The organism is Saccharophagus sp. K07 (genome assembly GCF_014336955.1).
Taxonomy (GTDB): domain Bacteria; phylum Pseudomonadota; class Gammaproteobacteria; order Pseudomonadales; family Cellvibrionaceae; genus UBA5868.
The window spans coordinates 136,006-153,955 of record NZ_QRAI01000004.1 but is presented as its reverse complement, the minus strand read 5'-3'; the positions used below and the strand labels follow the sequence as shown (position 1 = coordinate 153,955).

Annotated in this window: 17 protein-coding genes; 7 read left to right on the top strand and 10 right to left on the bottom strand. The window is 51.0% G+C overall.

Annotated features, from left to right (window positions below; translation table 11 throughout):
- Nucleotides 1–5 precede the first annotated feature (5 nt).
- Entirely contained in the window at nt 6–1,292 is a 1,287-nt protein-coding gene (gene waaA, locus DWB84_RS13005) for a lipid IV(A) 3-deoxy-D-manno-octulosonic acid transferase (RefSeq protein ID WP_187410244.1), read from the top strand.
- On the opposite strand, the gene DWB84_RS13000 is transcribed toward waaA, so the two are convergent.
- The 4 genes from DWB84_RS13000 to nudE all read right to left on the bottom strand — a co-directional run bounded on the left by DWB84_RS13000 (nt 1,270) and on the right by nudE (nt 5,127).
- Nucleotides 1,270–2,133: a general secretion pathway protein GspB gene (locus DWB84_RS13000; protein WP_187410243.1), complete on the bottom strand. Its 864-nt coding sequence runs from the start codon at nt 2,131–2,133 to the stop codon at nt 1,270–1,272. The two genes, waaA and DWB84_RS13000, sit on opposite strands and share 23 nt — an antisense overlap.
- A 35-nt stretch (nt 2,134–2,168) precedes the next feature.
- Nucleotides 2,169–3,806, bottom strand: a complete 1,638-nt coding sequence (locus DWB84_RS12995; protein ID WP_187410242.1) for an AAA family ATPase — start codon at nt 3,804–3,806, stop codon at nt 2,169–2,171.
- 199 nt (nt 3,807–4,005) lie between these two features.
- Entirely contained in the window at nt 4,006–4,215 is a 210-nt protein-coding gene (locus DWB84_RS12990) for a hypothetical protein (RefSeq protein WP_187410241.1), read from the bottom strand.
- Nucleotides 4,216–4,575: 360 nt separating this feature from the next.
- Nucleotides 4,576–5,127 carry an ADP compounds hydrolase NudE gene (gene nudE, locus DWB84_RS12985; RefSeq protein WP_187410240.1) on the bottom strand — a complete coding sequence of 184 codons (552 nt, stop codon included), beginning with the start codon at nt 5,125–5,127 and terminating at the stop codon, nt 4,576–4,578.
- 34 nt (nt 5,128–5,161) lie between these two features.
- Here nudE and yrfG point away from each other — a divergent pair, with 34 nt between their 5' ends.
- From yrfG to DWB84_RS12960, 5 genes are all read left to right on the top strand, one after another.
- Complete coding sequence (yrfG, locus tag DWB84_RS12980; protein ID WP_187410239.1) at nt 5,162–5,842, top strand: GMP/IMP nucleotidase; 681 nt, start codon at nt 5,162–5,164, stop codon at nt 5,840–5,842.
- A complete protein-coding gene (hslR, locus tag DWB84_RS12975) occupies nt 5,839–6,243 on the top strand; it encodes a ribosome-associated heat shock protein Hsp15 (RefSeq protein WP_187410238.1) in 405 nt (134 codons plus the stop codon). Before yrfG ends, hslR begins: the two co-directional genes overlap by 4 nt.
- Nucleotides 6,244–6,265: 22 nt before the next feature.
- On the top strand, nt 6,266–7,147 hold the full coding sequence (hslO, locus tag DWB84_RS12970) for an Hsp33 family molecular chaperone HslO (RefSeq protein ID WP_187410237.1): 882 nt from the start codon (nt 6,266–6,268) through the stop codon (nt 7,145–7,147).
- A 326-nt stretch (nt 7,148–7,473) separates the two neighbouring features.
- Nucleotides 7,474–8,904, top strand: coding sequence for a hypothetical protein (locus DWB84_RS12965; protein WP_187410236.1), 1,431 nt, complete (start codon nt 7,474–7,476; stop codon nt 8,902–8,904).
- Nucleotides 8,905–9,124: 220 nt separating this feature from the next.
- Nucleotides 9,125–10,936: a hypothetical protein gene (locus DWB84_RS12960; RefSeq protein WP_187410235.1), complete on the top strand. Its 1,812-nt coding sequence runs from the start codon at nt 9,125–9,127 to the stop codon at nt 10,934–10,936.
- Nucleotides 10,937–10,969: 33 nt separating this feature from the next.
- Here the strand turns inward: DWB84_RS12960 and DWB84_RS12955 are convergent, their stop codons facing one another.
- Together DWB84_RS12955 and DWB84_RS12950 are read right to left on the bottom strand one after the other, a co-directional pair.
- Nucleotides 10,970–11,581, bottom strand: a complete 612-nt coding sequence (locus tag DWB84_RS12955) for a hypothetical protein (RefSeq protein WP_187410234.1) — start codon at nt 11,579–11,581, stop codon at nt 10,970–10,972.
- Nucleotides 11,582–11,748: 167 nt separating this feature from the next.
- Nucleotides 11,749–12,393, bottom strand: coding sequence for a class I SAM-dependent methyltransferase (locus tag DWB84_RS12950; RefSeq protein ID WP_255429001.1), 645 nt, complete (start codon nt 12,391–12,393; stop codon nt 11,749–11,751).
- A gap of 23 nt (nt 12,394–12,416) precedes the next feature.
- Between DWB84_RS12950 and DWB84_RS12945 the strand changes: the two genes are divergently transcribed.
- Nucleotides 12,417–13,139 carry a DapH/DapD/GlmU-related protein gene (locus DWB84_RS12945; RefSeq protein ID WP_370589716.1) on the top strand — a complete coding sequence of 241 codons (723 nt, stop codon included), beginning with the start codon at nt 12,417–12,419 and terminating at the stop codon, nt 13,137–13,139.
- Here the strand turns inward: DWB84_RS12945 and DWB84_RS12940 are convergent.
- The 4 genes from DWB84_RS12940 to DWB84_RS12925 form a co-directional block, all read right to left on the bottom strand.
- Nucleotides 13,136–13,720: a membrane integrity-associated transporter subunit PqiC gene (locus tag DWB84_RS12940; protein WP_187410233.1), complete on the bottom strand. Its 585-nt coding sequence runs from the start codon at nt 13,718–13,720 to the stop codon at nt 13,136–13,138. The two genes, DWB84_RS12945 and DWB84_RS12940, sit on opposite strands and share 4 nt — an antisense overlap.
- 4 nt (nt 13,721–13,724) lie before the next feature.
- Nucleotides 13,725–15,338: an intermembrane transport protein PqiB gene (locus tag DWB84_RS12935; RefSeq protein ID WP_370589715.1), complete on the bottom strand. Its 1,614-nt coding sequence runs from the start codon at nt 15,336–15,338 to the stop codon at nt 13,725–13,727.
- 68 nt (nt 15,339–15,406) lie between these two features.
- Nucleotides 15,407–16,732 (bottom strand): PqiA/YebS family transporter subunit, encoded by a 1,326-nt coding sequence (locus tag DWB84_RS12930; RefSeq protein WP_187410232.1) that lies wholly within the window; start codon nt 16,730–16,732, stop codon nt 15,407–15,409.
- Nucleotides 16,733–16,738: 6 nt separating this feature from the next.
- Nucleotides 16,739–17,950 carry a UbiH/UbiF/VisC/COQ6 family ubiquinone biosynthesis hydroxylase gene (locus tag DWB84_RS12925; RefSeq protein WP_370589714.1) on the bottom strand — a complete coding sequence of 404 codons (1,212 nt, stop codon included), beginning with the start codon at nt 17,948–17,950 and terminating at the stop codon, nt 16,739–16,741.

Genomic DNA, 17,950 nt, shown 5'->3' with positions numbered 1-17,950 from the left:
CCTCTATGCTGCGCTTTCTCTATACACTGATCTTTATCATCGCCCTGCCGGTAGTGTTCTACCGGCTGTGGATCAAAGATAAAAAAGTCCCCGGTTACAAAATCCGCTGGCCCGAGCGGTTTGGCATCTATACAGAGACGCCGCAACAACGACCGGTGGTTTGGGTGCACGCGGTTTCGGTAGGAGAAGTGGTAGCAGCAACACCGATTATTCGCCGCCTGTTGGACCACGGAGGTGTGTCGGTTATGGTCACTACCATGACCCCCACAGGTTCCACTCGCGTAACCAATACCTTCGGCAAGCAGGTTCTGCACGTATACGCCCCTTACGACCTGCCCTGGACTGTTGCCGCCTTCCTGCGCCGAACCCGGCCGATTCTGTCCATCATTATGGAAACCGAGCTTTGGCCCAATATGCTGCATGAATGCGCCCGGCAGCAGCTGCCGATCATTCTGGCCAACGCCCGCTTGTCCGAGCGCTCCGCCAAGCGCTATGCCCGTTTTGCAAAAACGACACGGGCGTTACTGGAATGCCTGAGTCACGTCGCCGTGCAAAATGCTGAGGATGGCCAGCGCTTTCTCGACCTCGGCTTGGCAGCCAACAAGCTCAGGGTAATCGGCAGTGTGAAATTTGATATCACCTTGTCCCCTGAAATCAGAGCCGCCGCTACTGCTCTAAGACAGACCTACGGCGCGGACCGGCCAGTCGTGATCGCCGCCAGCACTCATGAAGGGGAAGATGAGATAGTGCTGGATGCCTTTGCCAATCTATTGCGACGCCAGCAAACAGCACTTTTGATCCTGGTGCCGCGCCATCCCGAGCGCTTCGATACGGTTTATTCCCTGAGTTCCGCCCGGTTCAATACCTGCCGCCGCAGCAGCGGAACCTGTCCGGAGCACACAGAAGTGATTGTGGGAGACACAATGGGGGAGATGATACTGCTGTACGGCTGCGCGGATGTGGCGTTTGTCGGCGGCAGCCTGATCGAACGCGGCGGTCACAACATCATTGAACCGGCCTGTTGGGGTCTGCCAATTCTGTGCGGGCCGCACACCTTCAATTTTGCCGACATCAGCAAGCGGCTGGAGCAATGCGGAGGGATGAAGACAGTGCACGATGCAGCGACGCTCGCCCGACAGTTGGACAGCTGGTTCGAGCGCCCAGAGGAACGCTTGCGGGTCGGCGCCAAAGCGTTGGAATTTACTGAGCAGAACCGCGGGGCAGTGGATCGCTTAATGGAAGTGGTCGACCCCTATCTACCTCACCCAATCAATAATTCACCCAACTGCTGAGCGATCCCAATTTAAATGGAGTGCCGTTATAGGACAGTAGCACGCCATCGGCCAAAATCCGCTCCAGCAATACTCCTTCGCGAGTCGCCATTCCCACCTGCAATTCCTCTTTGTTGAGCACCACAATGCCGTTGTCGTACTGATGCTTGGCGTACATCAAAGTAGGAATTTTGTTTTGTGTGGTCACCGGCAATTCGTGCAGAAAAGGCACCGTGGGATGCCCGGCGAGAGTCTCTTCCGGCAGTATATCGGCAGGCAATTCGTTGGTTTTTGTCCTGGCGGGTTCGGCTTTTACCGCAACAGGTTGCGGCTGCGGTATCAGCGGTAGCGGTACCGGCTCGCCGAATTCCCGTTTGGTCTCTTCCCATAGCGCACGTATCGTCTCTTCGTTCAGGTCATTCCGGCGCGCTGGAGTTGCCGGCGCTGGCGGTTGCACAGGTACCGCCTGAACTTTCGGCTCTACGACCTGTACTACCCGGGTATCTTCCTGCGGTTGATAAAGGGCCTGAACTTCCTGATCCACAAAGGTTACAGGCTTAGTCACAACTTCGGTTACCGGGGGGGCTGGTTTTGCTGGAGGGGTGCTTGCTGCAGACGGCTGTGCCATCTCGGAGTTTGTCTGCGCCACAGGCTCCACCACCGCTGGCGTCGAGCTGCGCCACCAGACAACAAGGAGCAGTACCAGCAGCACCAATAAACCTGCGGATAATCCCGCAATAATCCAGTGGTGGCGCACCTGCTTCGCGCGCGCCACACCGTGAACTGTGTTGATGTCCGGCACTGTATCGCGATATTCGCGCTCGCGATCCGCCTTATTTAACGCATCGAGAATCAGCGACATAGGTGTTCACCGTTGTCAGGGTTTAACATCGCAGATTATCCACCCGTCGTAATCAATGTCGGCGCCAAATCCGTTAAGGATTTTTCCACCCCGAGTGCTTCATTGAGCTTCAACAAGGTTTGCATGCCGACGAAACCATCGTCGTTCAAATTGTTTGCCCGCTGAAATAATTTGACGCGCTTTTGCAGCTGCGCGTTGAAATGATCGCGGGTCAAGGGCGCGCTCTGCTGGTCCAGAACAGCAAACTGCTCAGCAACCCAGCTCACCAGCGGACCTTTCGATCCCAAACCTATAGGATCCTTAAATTGTTCAGGTCGCCGCCAGATAAACACCACCTCACCGGTCCACAGACGCCCCAATTCAGCAAGAGAAACAGTGGTCATCCGATCTTTCTGTTTGATCCAGGCTTGCGTGTCGTTGATGCCAACCACTGTCACGTAAGCACTGTGACGACCCGGCGTGATAATGGACAGCACAGCAGGTCGATTAAGGACTTTAAAGTCTTCCCATGTGTTCACTTTTTGGGTTTCGCATTTGAAGCCCTGCTTGCTCACCACCCAGCAGGGGTACATGGCACCGTCGTAGCTGATCTCCAACACACCGAGCAAATCCGCCAGGGCGTGATCCTGACTCAATTGCCACCAGGTTTCTTCACGAGCTGCGGATAAAAGCGGCGCGGCTACAGGGCTGGCATTGGTTTCACGGATAATGCTGCCACCGATTTTCGGCGGTTCGGGAACTGCGCGACCTGCACCCAGCGATAACCAGATAATAGCCCCGATGAGAACAAATCCGATCAGCGCCGTGCCGGCATAGATCCAATGCGGCTGCAGCTGGAACGACCGCCGCTTTGGCATTATGCCCTCGCCCAGCACTTCGATGGCGGCCTGACGGCAGATATCGGAGTCGATCTGCGTTGCCTCGCGACTGTAGGCGCCGAGCAACATCCGGTCGCAGAGCACATTAATCAAGCGGGGAATACCGCGGCTGATCTGGTGCACACGGCGCACGACTTTTGGCGGAAATGGCTGTCTGCCCGGCGGCATTCCCGCCACCGCCAGACGATGTTTGATATAGGCCTCCGTCTCCTCGACGCTCAAAGGCCGCAGGTGATAACGCGCCGTAATGCGCTGGGACAGCTGGCGCAAGGCGGGTTTGGCGAGCAACTCGTTGAGTTCTGGCTGGCCGACCAGAATGATTTGCAACAGTTTTTGCGTGTTGGTTTCCAGATTCGTCAGCAGGCGCACCTGTTCCAGGGTGGAAATCCGCAATAACTGCGCTTCATCGATCAAGACGATGGTCTTGCGCCCCTGGCGGTGGTTCTCAACCAAAAACTCACTGAGCTTATCGGTCAGAACTTTGATACTCGCTTCATCGGCTGAGTATTCCACGCCGAATTCGTCGCAAATACTGCACAACAGATCGCGCGCGCTTGCCGAAGGGTTCATCACAATGGCGAGGTCGGCATTATCCGGCAGCTGTTCGAGTAAACAACGAATAATGGTGGTTTTGCCCGTGCCAACCTCGCCGGTCAGCATCACAAAACCGCCACTGCTTACCCCGTAAAGCAAATGCGCCAGCGCCTCCCGGTGCTGGGTGCTCATATAGAGGTAACGCGGGTTTACTGCAATGGAGAACGCTTGTTCATCCAAGCCGAAATAACTGTGATACATAGATAAAAGCAGCTGGCGACGGTATATGTGTTTTTATGGCCCCCGGATGATACCCGGATTCTAAAGGCAGCATAAGTGCGGATATAGCGCACTTGCGTATGTAGAGTCCCGTCCCGGCGAGTGGGTTCAATAGGGCGAAGATAACCGTAGGTCGGCTGCGTGCGACAAGGGAAATGGCATCAGGTGCGCTCTGCCTGCCTTATTCCCAAGGCAGGTTGTATAACATCTTGCGGCGACTTTCGATCATTTCCTCGTAAGTCTGAAGCGTCGCGTCAGTCGCAAAATCTTCCCGCATGCGAATGCGTTCCAATTGTCTTTCCAAACATGTGATTTCGCGCACTAACTGCTGCTTGAGAATTGACGTATCGTGACTGTCAATGCCCGAAACATTTTGAGGGGCTGTATTCATAATGATCCGTGCCTTGTTTCGTTATGCTTATGGGTCGGCTGTTGCCTGAATTTACTGCAATCTGATGGTCCGTCCGACAGGAGTCTGTATCCGGAGGCTGGAACAAAAGCATAGTCAATTTTCCCCGACGCCGCCCAAGCGAAGCTCGATTACAACGACTTTTTTGCAACAACAAGCGCCACAATTTTAAATCGCTTGTTTGTACCGCCCCGTTCCGTCTCTATATTTCCGCAGTAAGCAAGCGCTTCACCGATCTGAACCCGGCTTATCTCACTGCGTCGTCGCTTAACTGCTATGCGGTCGAATTAGCCGCTATTTGGCACGGGTTTGCATAACTAATTTGGCAGTTAGCCGCGGCAATTAGGCTGTTTGAGCAGCAATATAGTCACGCGCTAAATACAAGGCGGCGATGGTGCGCGCCTCGGTGATATCGCCCCGCCCCAACCAAGCTGGCAGTTCATTTAAATGTAAAATTTCGAGTTCCAAAGGTTCGGGCTCATCACCTTCGAGTTTTTCCGGATAAAGATCCTGAGCCAGAACAATTTGGGTGCGATGTGATAAATAATTGGGTGCCTGTGTCAGGCATTTAAGCAAAGTGAGTTTGCGGGCACCGTAACCGGCCTCTTCCTTCAATTCGCGATCCGCGGCTTCCTCCAGGCTCTCCCCCGCATCCACTCGCCCTTTGGGAAGGGATACGTGATAGTCGTGAATGCCCGCCCCGTACTCGCGCACCAGAATCACCCGCTGATCGTCCAGCATGGGTACGACTATGACGGCGGGCACACCGCTGCCAATCAAGCGCTCAAAGGTTCGCTCCTGTCCATTGCTGAAACGTAAATCCAGGGATTCCACGCGAAAGAGGCGACTCTCACATTCTAGGGTGCGCTTTAATATCTCGGGTTTTGTAGGCATACTGGCCACCGGTTTTTTTAGTTCAACTTTGCCCATGATTGATTGGAATGCAGTGGATACCGTTTTGCTGGATATGGACGGCACACTGCTCGACCTGCATTTCGACAACTACTTCTGGTTGACCCACCTGCCCCAACGTTACGCGGAGTTCCACGGCCTAGCCCTGCCCGACGCGCAACATGAATTAGGCCAGCTGATAGCGTCCCACGAAGGCACCTTGCAATGGTACTGCCTGGATTACTGGTCGGATCTCGTGCGCATGGATATTCCCGCGTTGAAGCGCGAGATTCAACATAAAATTCAAACCCGGCCGCACGCAGAAACGTTTTTACGCTTTCTCAAGGATATGCGCAAAAAAGTCATTTTGGCGACCAACAGCCATCGCAAGGGGCTTGCCTTGAAGCTGGAAGTCACCAAAATCGACCGCTGGCTGGACTTGGTGGTGTCATCCCACGATTACCGTTATCCAAAGGAAGCCCAGGAGTTTTGGCGTTGCCTGGCGCAGGCAGAAAATATCGACCCGTCCCGAACCCTTTTTATCGATGACAATGTCACAGTATTACGCACTGCCCAAACATTTGGGCTTCGTTACTTGGTCTGCATCAATCAACCCGATTCCCAAAAACCGGCGCAGCGCTCTGGCGAATTTATCGATGTCATCGACTTCGATGAATTGATTCCTTCACAAGCCGTACACAGTCCAGAGTCACCATGAATACTGAACCCTTAAACAAGGTACGCATCGACAAATGGTTATGGGCCGCACGTTTTTTCAAGACGCGCAGCCTGGCCAAGCAGGCCATTGAAGGTGGCAAAGTTCACGTTGACGGCCAGCGCGTCAAAGCCAGCCGCGATATAACACCTGGAATGGTTCTGCAAATCCGCCAGGGTTTCGATGAGCGCGAGGTCATAGTGAAAGCACTCTCCGAGCAGCGCCGCGGCGCACCGGAAGCGGCCCTGCTTTATGAAGAGACACAGGAAAGCATCGCGCGTCGCGAACTTTCCGCCCAGCAACGCAAATTGGCGTACGCCCTGCAGCCAGTCACTGAAGGTCGCCCGACCAAAAAACAGCGCCGCCAAATCCATCAATTCAAAGAATCCCAATATTGGGATTGACCCTTTATCAAAGGAAAATCCGATGAAGTCATCCAGTGCGGATCAGATCCACCGTTTTGTTTTTGACGATTGCGATATTCGAGGCGAAATCGTTTCCCTCGATACAGCGTTAAAAGATGCCACGGCCCATCAAAATATCTCGCTCGAAGCTCGTGCGTTATTGGGTGAGTTTTTTGCGGCGGTCAGCTTGATTGTGGAAATTCTGAAATTTTCTGGCACCCTGACATTGCAAGCGCGGGGAGCTGGGCCGGTGCCGCTGGTAATGGCGGAGGCAACCGACCAACGCACACTGCGAGGAATCGTAAAATTTGGCGAACATGGAGAGCCGGATCTGCGCAATCTGACTTTCCCTGAAATGATTGGCAACGGCATACTGACGCTTACACTGGATCCAACTCAAGGGCAACGTTATCAAGGCATAGTTGCATTGGAAGGCAACACCTTGGCGGATTGTTTGACCGAGTATTTCGCCCGTTCAGAACAGTTACCGACCCGTCTTTGGCTCTGCTCCGACGGAGATCGTGCGGGAGGATTGTTATTGCAAGCGCTACCGCCCAGTGAAGGGCGAAACAATGGTCAAGACGCCTGGGAAACGGTCGAGCATTTGGCCCAAACAGTCACCACACAAGAACTTCTTGAACTGGACCATTCAACACTCCTGGTGCGCCTATTCCACGAATTTCAACTGCGCTTATTTCCAGCTCAGCAACTCGCTTTTAAGTGCCCCTGTTCACGCGAACGCGGCCTGCAAGCCTTGTCGTCACTAGGCCGCAACGACGCGCAAGCGTTGTTGAGTGAGCGAGACATTATTCAAATCAATTGCGAGTTTTGCGGCGCCGTGTATCAATACGGCCAAGCTGATCTCGATGAGCTTTTTCCTTCCGACCAGAATCCTCTGCACTAAACCCTAATTTTATCCTGCATCGCCGGCCTTATTAGAAAGGCGGCGGTGCACACATCCTTTGTTTCCTATCCCACATAATCACACTTAGAAGCCCTTCACTCGTATAATTGCGAAATATTCCTTGGCATAAGACATCTTTATAAGTTGCTTACATTCTTCGATTCTTTTCGAATTTGTGCATGCAAACAAACTAGTTGCGCGCCAGAATTTCCATCATTGAAACGTTTTCTCCGAATACATACCTATAATCACCAGCAACGTTTTATAACAATAAAAACCCACCAGACCGAACGAAACACCAACTGTTTTGAATAAGGAGTGGTTTCATGAAAATTAAAAGATTAATAACAACGTTCTCCCTAGCATCAGTTGTAATCTTCTGCAGCGAAGCCCATGCAGACATCTCCGACACAGGATTTACCATCATCAAAGCTTCGCCAGATACTAAAAAAATTTATGTCAGCAGCTCGGAAGGCGACAATAAAAATGATTGTTCAAGCCCACAAAAGCCTTGCAAAACAATTGGTGCCGGATTGGAAAAAATGCGCAAGGGTTATCCAGACCACCTTTATCTCAAAAGAGGGGATGTATGGCGTGATCAGCGATTTATCAATCTTCACTCGGGCAGAAGTGCCCAGGAACCAGCTGTGATCAGTTATTACGGCGACCACAAAGAGAGACCAAAACTCGAAAACGCAGCCGCTGCCCTACACATTTTCAAAGGCAAGATGACAAATTTTCATTTTATAGGACTTGAATTCTCCGCCTATAAAATGGATCCCAATAATCCGGAATTCACTGGAGCTAACGGAGCCGACATTACTCTGCTCGGCGGAAATGAAAATATCTTATTCGAAGACAATAAATTCACCTACACCGAGGTAATTCTTCAACTTTGGAATGGCGAGAATCCCAAAAACATCTCTTTGAGACGCAATATTTGGACCGGCGCCTACTACAACCAATCTTCTTTCAATCGAAATAAAAGACCATCTAATTTGTATGCAGATGGGGTAGATGGATTGTTAATGGAAGAAAATGTCTTTGATCACGGTGGATGGCATCAGACCGTCGCCGGCGCCGGCGCCAATATGTTTAATCACAATATTTATGTGCAACACTCGACGGTCGGACAGAATCTGATATTACGCAACAATATTATCACCAGAGCCTCAAGCCATGGCGCACAGTTGCGTTCAGGAGGCCTTGCTGAAAATAACTTTTTTGCCCGCAACGCTATAGGCTTATTAATTGGATACAGCGACAAACCTCTTGTTTCCGGTGTGCGCGCGCATGCCGTCAACAACGTTGTATCTGAAGGACATTCCATGATCAAAGGTGACAAACCATGCTCTGGTAATGTTTTGTGTACACCTGCCCTTTGGGGTATCGACTTTAATATCAACGGTGACGCTGATTATCAAGCTCACGGCAATATTGTTTTCGGGCAATCTCCAGAGGACACAAACTGGAATAAAACTTATAAAAGTCTGGTCAGAAAGGCCTTTTTAGGACTCGACAGCGGTTCCATAAAAGCGAGCAATAATATTCTATGGAAATGGGACACGCCCAACCAAGGAGCTGAAAAAAAATATAGCGCACCCGGACGTACTCTTGGAGGCTACAATCAAATCCTCGGAGGGCAAAATAGTTTCGATGAATTTATGACTGCGGTTCTTAATAGGCAGGTTGGAACCTGGGATGCAAAATATTCAGCTGCTGCCATCAATCAATTTATTCGCGACGGATTCAAATAAAACTTTCAATTCACAACGCGACCGGCGGCTGTAAAATCGGACCGCCGGTTGAACAAACTTAAATCAATTCCCCGTTTTTTCTTCCCGCAAATTATTTTTGATTTTCCTGTCATATTTGGCACTTTAGTCAACACCCTATCCCTCTCATTAACCAAACTCTCCGACGACCTAGTGCTACGGTGCTATTTGCTCCGCTTTGTTAGATGTCATTGGAGTTGCAATGAAATTATTTACCGCTTTTCTGCTTTCTTTGCCCCTATTAGGATTTTCGCTAAACGCAGCTTCGGCCGTATCCAATATTCAATCCCTACAACTTATTGGTGTTACTGAATCTCAGGAGTCAGTCAAGCTAGCAATTCTGTTTAACGGCGCCACTATAGATTTGTCTGGATACAATATCGATCAACTCAATATCTTGGCTCAACCTGTCGACGAATCTCTCGTCGGCAGCGTGCATTTTTCTCTGCAAGGTCCGCTTCAAATCAACCGCTGGGAAAATATGGCAGATTTCACCCTGGAAGCCGAAACAGACAATCTGCGCATTAAAGACGATGGCCTTCCGGTAGGCAAATATAAGCTCGCCGTAACACCTTACGAAGGGCCTGATATGGAAGGCGAAAAAGGACAGACCAAAGAAATTTCCTTCACAGTGGTCGATAGCAAAAAACCGACACCGGCCGTTCCTGCGATCATTGCTGCCGACTTAGTTGCTGTGCATGAAGGTACCGGCTCGATTCATCCGATCACTCGTATTAACGAGGGAAAGGTAATTGACAACAGCATGCTGAGCGAAGAGTGGGGCAATATTGTTGCCATCAGTGAGAATTCAGAAAAAACCGGCAGCGTGCTTTTTGAATTGGACGGACCTATCACAGCCAGCCGCATCGCCAACAGTGCCACCTATACCTTGGCTGACGAAGCTGAACATATGCCTTTAGCCAACGGTTTTACCGATGGCGAATATACACTTATCGTCACCCCTTACGCCGAGCCAGATGCACAAGGTGAAGCCGGCGTTCCGCTTGTGGTGAATTTCAGCATCGGCGTGCCGGGACAGGAGGAGGAAGAAATTACGGAAGCTGCATCCGAGGCAAGTAACGAGACAATTCCATTGGATAATAGACCCGCAATGGAAAATGGCTTCACCACGATTCGCCCGTCAAAAGATTCAAAATTGATCTATGTCAGCAGTTCCACCGGGGATGACGACAATACTTGCTTGAGTGAAACGTCGCCTTGCAAAACTCTGCGTGCGGGCCTTGCGAAAATGCGCAACGGTTATCCCGATCACCTTTACTTAAAACGCGGAGATACCTGGCGCAATGAACAATTGATTAAATTGGTTTCTGGCCGCAGCGAAGCTGAGCCCGCAGTTATCGCTTATTACGGCATTTCAGGCGAACGTCCCAAGCTGGAAAATTCCCGCACTGCTTTTTTTGCCATGAACGATTCTTTCGCCAACCTTCATGTGATAGGACTAGAATTTTCCGCTTATCAGCTTGTGCCTGAACATGCAGAATTTACCGGCAAAGGCATGGCGGACATCCTGCTAACAGGAAAAAACAACGATATTTTATTTGAAGACAATAAATTCTCTTATACAAATGTAGTTGTGCAATCGGCCGAAAACGAAAGCTCATCCAATATTCGCCTGCGCCGAAATATCTGGATTGGAGATACCGCAAGCTACGCAAAAAATGAAGAAAGAATTACTGCAAACTTATTTATGCAGAACGCCATTGGCGTGTTACTTGAAGAAAATGTTTTTTATCCTGAGAAAAACGCCTCTGCAGTGTCGATTTACGTAAACGAAAATCGAGACGTGGAAGCGCATAGCAATATTTTTGCCGGCGGGACTATCCAAGCCCCATCAGAAAAGGAAGGCGAATGGTTTGCCAGCAATTTATTTTTTGAAGCCGAAATAGCGGCACAGGAAAATATGATTCAACGAGCCATCAAGCGCCCAATAGGCGTTTGGGAAAAGTCCAATTTATTAGCTGGGAACACGGAAAAAGCGGGACAGTCAACTTGAGAAAAAGGGCGACCAAGTGTCGCCCTTTTATTTTTAGAAGTTCAAACGTGCACCAATCGCAAAAGTAGTGACATCTGATCCCAAACCTACATCAACTGTAGCCGCGATCATATCGTTGAACCAATAGGCGAGCAGGCCATTGATGGAAGTGTTGCCATCAAATGTAGTGCTGTGCTGCAGTTCAAGACCACCTTCCAATTCCTTCGTCAAAAAGCCGCGGATACCAGCGGCAAAGATCAAACCTGAATCGCTTTTCCAGTGATCCGGAGAAATGGTTTCAAAGCTCAAGCTTCCGTAGGCTGTCAGATTGCGATCCAATTGCGTGTGGAAACCACCTCCAACCTGTACATTTCTGGAGCCACACCCGTGATCGCCACCCACGTCAGCAAATGATGCACGAGCGTACCAACCATCTTGGATGTCGAGGCTACCATAAATATTAGGTCCATCCTGGTCACAATTGGCGTCGTCCTGGTCCAGATCCTGGAACATATAACGTGCACCCACATGCGTGAAGCTGATGACAGGTGCACGATTAGAAGCAGAATAATTTTGTACATTGCTGTTAGTCTGAGCCTCAGCGGCCGAGGCTCCGAGCGCCGCAACTAAAGAACCCAGCAACAAACTGCTTTTGATTGATTTCATAAATAACCCCCAAGGTTATACTGGTTAAAAACCCGCGTATGTTACCACTGGCCATATCGCCTCGACACGGTCCAGCAAGTGATCCAGTCGTAAAAAGTCGTAAATTCTGCGTTTGTTATCGAACATTATTCGGCTTCAGAAAATCGAAAGTGGTGTAACTCACTTAATTATCGACGTTGCAGGATCGCCAAGGATCTCACAGTCCCAACCCAGGAAAATGTCTGTTTTTTCAACGTTTCCTGCAACGCAAGATAGGGCGCTTGTCCACCGTCGGCAGGATTGGGAAAGATATCGTGAATTAACAAATACCCGCCGGGAACCACAAATTCTGACCAAGTAAGGCAGTCAAACAGGGCCTGCTCCAAACTGTGGCCGCCATCGACAAAGACGAGTCCAAGAGGCATGGCCCATTTTTTTGCCACCACTTGCGAAGGCGCAACTATAGGGACCACGGTTTGTTGTAGAGAAAAAAGATCCAAGGTTTTGCGCAGCGCCGGAAAGGTATCCACTCGTCCCGCGTTGCGGTCAAATAAATCCGGATCGTGATATTCCTCGCCAGTTTGATGCTCTTCCGAACCCCGGTGATGATCGATGGTAAATAAAATATTGTCTTGCGCGCGACAGGCAGATCCGAGATACACGCTGGATTTGCCGCAATAGCTGCCGATTTCCAGACAGGGGCCGAGTGAACTGCTATGCAGCGCATACTGATACAACGCTTCAGCTTCATCCTGCGCCAAAAAACCTTTAATCTGATGCTGTTCAAGCGCTTGGTGCAATTCCGTTAATTTAGACATATCCTGCAACGACATTTCATTCATGTGCGATTAGCCCTGTGCGTAAAGATCATCGACCTTTTTTTATCAAATATCTCAGCGGCCGTATTAATGATTGGTATGTCCGGCGATTTGTTGTGCCGCAATTCGATCAGCTCGGCGTTCACCCACTGATCGTCAAACCGCGCTCTTGCGAAATTCACGGTCGCAATATTTCCGCCGGGAATTTTTTGCATCTGATCAGCCATCCCACAAAACCCGTCAGAATGACCACTTGGTCGAGCCGGCAGGGGCAGGGCTTCATTGAAATTGGTGATTATTGCCTGATCGCCCCCGGCGTGGAAATTACCTCTGCCATCGGTATTCGCATCGGTTCCAATTGCATGATCGCGACGGAGTGTAGCATCAACGATTGCGACTGGCATGGGCTGTACAATCGCACGCGACCTTTTCGCTGCTCAGAACCTGTGACCCTCGGCGATAATGTCTGGCTCGGCGCTCGCGTAATTGTCTGCAAAGGAGTCACGATTGGCGATAACAGTGTAATTGGCGCGGGCGCTGTGGTGGCATCCGATATTCCTGCTAACGTAGTCGCAGCAGGTAATCCCGCACGCGTTATCAAACATCTGAATCCACGCAAGCGCATGCTGAAACGGGAATTTTTATTCCGCAAAGGAAATTTTTATTGGCAAAACCAGGTTGAACTCGACCGCTATCTCACCGCGGGAAATAGTTTCTGGAAATGGTTAAAAACGTGTTTTGCACCAACCCGCGAAGATTAATTAAGGAAATGGCGACGCACTGAACTTTCCAATGCATCTGCAAGTTGCCCAACTGCTTGGTTCAACGCTTCCACATATGCAGGATAGGATTTATTCGCAGTGGTTACCTGAAACGATTGCCTTTCAGTGGCAATGACCTTCATCCCAAAATCATCCGTCAAGCGCCATTTGGCGACCAATTCCACCGGCCCACCCAAAGGTCCGCCCATGGACTCGATAATCAATAAAATTTGCTTTTGCGGCTTGCTGCGCGAATCCCAGGGATGCGCCCAGATATCATTAAATTGCAGTTGTTGACTGAGCGATGTCGCTATGGTTCGGCTGATCGCAAGTTTAGGATCGCCCGCCCAGATGTGATTGGGGTTACTGATAATGCGATTATCACCGGACAGCACAACAATTTCCTTTTGCCGCCAATATTCCGGTAATTCAATCGGCCCAACTCCCAAGCCGCCGGATAATTCTGCCGCGCCGCCCGCAGTAGGGGGAATATCGCGCGCAAAAGTGTAGCGGTTGATTTCCGGCGTAGAACTACAAGCGAACAATTGCCAAAGTAAGACGATAAGAAAAATTCGGCGCATAGGATTAATTTCCGAAAATCAGTGCGTTCGGTTTTTGATTCAGTTTTTCGCCCAAGCGTTCCATGGATTCGGCGGCGGATTGCAAGGCTTCCAAAGTGGAGCGCAACTCATATTGAGTACCGGAATCCGGACTGAGAATGCCATCAATTGACTTGAGTGTGCTCGCCATATCGCGCATGGCGCTCTGTGCTTCCAGCATGGTGGATTCCAATTGTTCGCTGGCGACGCTGACATTGCCGAGCGTTTGGTCGAGTTTGGCTATAGTATTGTTCTGCTGCAGTTCCTTCAGCATGGAATTGAGATTGGCAAAGCTCTCGGCCAAATCCGTGCCCATTTTTTCCAATGGAATTTTGTTGATTTTTTTGGCCAACTGATTGATTTGCTGCTCCAAATCTTCCGCCGCGTCGTCCATGGCTGGAATTTCTCCGTAGCGCTCTGAGTGAACGAATGCACCCGGCGTCGGCTCATGCGGGAACACCAAGTCAATCATTTTTGCACCGGTCAACAAATTGGCGGTTTTCAAATTCGCGCGCAACCCCTGACTGACGAGATCTTCCATTAACTGGTCAAACTCTTCCCGCGTCGGTTCGTGCTTGGGATCAAGGCGCTGTGGCTCCATGGAAATATAAACATGCAGACTATGCGGATTTTTATCCACCGACTGCAGCTGCACATCGACGACCTCTCCCACTTTAATTCCGCGAAATTCCACGGGAGCGCCTTCCTGCAAACCGCGCGCCGTGTGGCTGAATTTAATGAGATAAAAATATTTCAGGGTATAACGCTCATCCATGACCGACCTGCGGTCCGGATACAAATAGAACTGATGATCACTCGGCGCCCGGCGCGGTGGCTCGAAGCCGACAGTATTTTCGAATGCAATACCGCCATTGATGATCGATGCCAAAGAGCCAACTTCGGCTTTGATACCGTCGGCACCAATGCTCACATCCACGCCACTGACATTCCAAAAGCGGCTGCGTTGCAATACGAGTTTGTCGTGCGGCGCTTTGATAAAAATACGAATTTCAACATTGTTGCCTTTGTCATCCAGGCGATAGCTGGTCACTTCACCGACTTTCAATTGGCGAAAATATACCGGCGAACCCAAATCAATCGATCCCAGAGAATCCGCCAACAATACGTATTGCGTTCCCTGATCGTCGGATTGAATTGCGGGAGGCTCGGTCAAGCCGGTAAAAACATCGCGAAAATCCCCGGGTTTTCCCGGGTCCATGACGATGTAAATTCCTGAAATCAAGGTGCCGAGGTTGGACACGCCGCTGGCGCTGACACGCGGACTCACCAGCCAGAAACGCGTGTTCTCACTTAAATGGCGACTGACTTGGCGATCGAGTAATGCAAATACACGCACTTGCGATAAATCTTCGCTCAAGCGCATGCGGGTAACTTTTCCCACCGGCACATCTTTCAAACGCACTTGGGTTTGCCCGACCTGAATACCGTTGGCGTTATCGAACAGGATTTCGATTTCCGTACCTTTTTGCCGCCAGGAATGCACGGCGAGCCACGCAGCAATGACAAGCGCTACGATAGGCACAATCCAGATGGGTGATATGGAGGGCGCATTTTTGAGACTGGCGTCAGACAAATTCACAGCCGCTCTCCTGCGCCGCGGGCGCTTGAACAACCACTTATGGCTAAAGGAAAAATCATAATGTCGATTTAATCAGAGTTATTCATTGAATTGAGTTGTGCAAGGGTGCGACCGCGCATATGGCCTGCGGCAGCATCAGGCGGTGCGTTGTCCCAAATAAATCGCGGATCAAATGTCTCCGCCGCCAACATGGTTAAAACCACTACAGCAGCAAATGGCAAGAGCGCAGGCCCCGGCTCAACATGGCCAACCAGACCAAATTGGACGACAGAAGTTAATAAGGTCACCACGTACACATCCACCATCGACCAGCGGCCGATAAATTTGGTTACCCGATACATGGTCGTGCGCACTGTGTACATGCCTTCCATACGCACTTTGACCGACCATACCAAAAATATCAGCATCAACAATTTAGCGATCGGCACCACTATGCTCGCCACAAACACTACTAACGCCACCATCCACAATCCTGCCGCAGCAAGATCAATAACACCCGCCAAAATCGTGCTGTCGTAATTTGTTCCGAGTTCTTCGTACAGCATGATCGAATACAGATTTGCGGGGATATACAAAATAATGGCCGCCAAAATCAGCGCCGTGGTTTTTTGCAGACTTTGCGGAATGCGCGTGTAAATCCGCGCACCACAGCGTGGACAATAGCCGTGATGGCGAATAATGCTTTCGCCGACCATGGCTTTGCAGACATCGCAATCATATAAAACATCTTCGTCGCTCTGACTGAAACAATTATTCGGGTAGAGCCAACTCCAAATATTGCGTTTATCCATAAACCAATAACCCGCCTGCAACGCCGCCACCAACAAAAAAAACAATGGCAATCCCGGACCGGGAACAACGGTGGCACTATCACCCAGTTTTACGGTAGTCACCAGCACGCCCAATAAAAATACGTCGTGCATAATCCAGTGCTGCAACCGCTCCAACCAACGCATCACATGAATTTGTCCGGGCAGGCGTTTGTTGAAACGGTAGGGCAACAATAAATACAGCAGCGCGGCAATTTCCAAAATCGGCAAAATAAATGTGGTGACCAACACCAAACTCGCCAACAGCCACTCTTCGCGCTCAATAAGAGAACCTGCGCCCGCCAAAATAGTGATGGTTTGACTGCTGTTGCCGAGCACCAGGGTAAAAAAATCGAAGACGTGGGCGGCGATAAACAAGACCAGTGCCGACACTGCCATTGCGGTGGTTTTATCGAGCCATGAGCCGCGGCCAAAATACAGCGGGTGACCGCAGTTGCAACACACCAGCTGTAAATCGCGCGCGACCGGCACGACCTTTTGTGCAACGCCGCAGTCGTGGCAGACCAGCCAATCGCGATACTCGGCAATAAGGGGAGGCGTCGGCTGAGCGGTGCGGGCGGGCATAGGAGATCAGATTTCTCCAGCGGCGGTCTGCATCAACAGCCGCTTTAGCCACAATTGGCGATCAACCCAATTCAGCCCATGGTTGCGCGCCACTAAAAACAAGGGTGAAGGATTGCCGAACAATCTTTTGAAGCCCTCCATGGATGCCATGGCGGTGAGATTGTGCAGCTTGCGCTGGCGTTGATAGCGCTGCACCACTGAAGGATGCTGTAAAGGCACGCCGCGACTGTGCGCGCGGGTTATCTCGCCCGCCAGAGCCCGCGCATCGTAAAGTCCGAGATTAACGCCCTGACCTGCCAGAGGGTGAATCGTGTGTGCGGCATCGCCAATCAAGGCAAAACCGGGGCGACCGTAGTCGCGCGCGTGGCGCTGCCACAAAGGAATCAAATGCCGGCGATCCGCCCACTCGACCTCTCCCAGACACGCCTCACTCACCCGCGTCAGCTCACGACAGAATGCTTGGTCGCCGAGGTTCATCATGCGCTCAGCCACCTCTTCGTCCAGAGACCAGACGATGGAGCAATAACGTCCAATTTCTCCGTTTGGGCCACCGTGCAATGGCAAAAATGCCAATGGTCCCTGATGGCTAAAACGCTGGCGGGCGGTAAAACGATGGTGTTGCTGCGTGCGAATGGTGGTGACAATGGCGGAGTGATGGTAGGCCCAGGCATTCACGGGTATGCCCGCCATTTCGCGCAACTGGGAATGGGCGCCGTCCGCACCTGTGACCAGTGATGCGGTGACTGTGGAACCATCGGACAGAACAAGCTTTTGCAGATCATTGACCTGGTGCCACTCGGTGACGCTTACCGGAGTCAGCCAAGTCACACGCGGCGTCATGGCCGCATGCAGCGCCTGCAACACCACGCTGTTTTCCACGATTACGCCGAGTTCGTCTCTGTGGACCTCGTTGCAGGAAAACGCAATCCGGCCGTTGCCTTCGCCATCCCAGACCTCCATATCCTGATACGCACAATAACGCCGCTCGTCGATGTTCTGCCAAACCTGCAGCTCACGCAGAAACTTGATGGCGGCGGGACTTAAGGCAACCACACGATGATCGAACCGATCAGCTGAAGGGGAAGGCGGGGGCGTTTGGTTGTCGATCACCACGATGCGCAAATCAGGCGCACTGCTGAGTGCGCAAGCGAGGGCGCTACCCACCAGACCGGCGCCAACAATTACCACGTCCGCTGTATGCGAGCGTTCTGTATCCAC

Bases quoted from the DNA above. Each gene is read 5' to 3' on its own strand.
- DWB84_RS12965 (WP_187410236.1), top strand. From the start codon at position 7,474: ATGAAAATTAAAAGATTAATAACAACGTTCTCCCTAGCATCAGTTGTA.
- DWB84_RS13000 (WP_187410243.1), bottom strand. From the start codon at position 2,133: ATGTCGCTGATTCTCGATGCGTTAAATAAGGCGGATCGCGAGCGCGAA.
- DWB84_RS12930 (WP_187410232.1), bottom strand. From the start codon at position 16,732: ATGCCCGCCCGCACCGCTCAGCCGACGCCTCCCCTTATTGCCGAGTAT.
- DWB84_RS12940 (WP_187410233.1), bottom strand. From the start codon at position 13,720: ATGCGCCGAATTTTTCTTATCGTCTTACTTTGGCAATTGTTCGCTTGT.
- yrfG (WP_187410239.1), top strand. From the start codon at position 5,162: ATGATTGATTGGAATGCAGTGGATACCGTTTTGCTGGATATGGACGGC.
- DWB84_RS12990 (WP_187410241.1), bottom strand. From the start codon at position 4,215: ATGAATACAGCCCCTCAAAATGTTTCGGGCATTGACAGTCACGATACG.
- DWB84_RS12950 (WP_255429001.1), bottom strand. From the start codon at position 12,393: ATGTCGTTGCAGGATATGTCTAAATTAACGGAATTGCACCAAGCGCTT.
- waaA (WP_187410244.1), top strand. From the start codon at position 6: ATGCTGCGCTTTCTCTATACACTGATCTTTATCATCGCCCTGCCGGTA.
- DWB84_RS12995 (WP_187410242.1), bottom strand. From the start codon at position 3,806: ATGTATCACAGTTATTTCGGCTTGGATGAACAAGCGTTCTCCATTGCA.
- DWB84_RS12960 (WP_187410235.1), top strand. From the start codon at position 9,125: ATGAAATTATTTACCGCTTTTCTGCTTTCTTTGCCCCTATTAGGATTT.
- nudE (WP_187410240.1), bottom strand. From the start codon at position 5,127: ATGCCTACAAAACCCGAGATATTAAAGCGCACCCTAGAATGTGAGAGT.
- hslO (WP_187410237.1), top strand. From the start codon at position 6,266: ATGAAGTCATCCAGTGCGGATCAGATCCACCGTTTTGTTTTTGACGAT.
- hslR (WP_187410238.1), top strand. From the start codon at position 5,839: ATGAATACTGAACCCTTAAACAAGGTACGCATCGACAAATGGTTATGG.
- DWB84_RS12955 (WP_187410234.1), bottom strand. From the start codon at position 11,581: ATGAAATCAATCAAAAGCAGTTTGTTGCTGGGTTCTTTAGTTGCGGCG.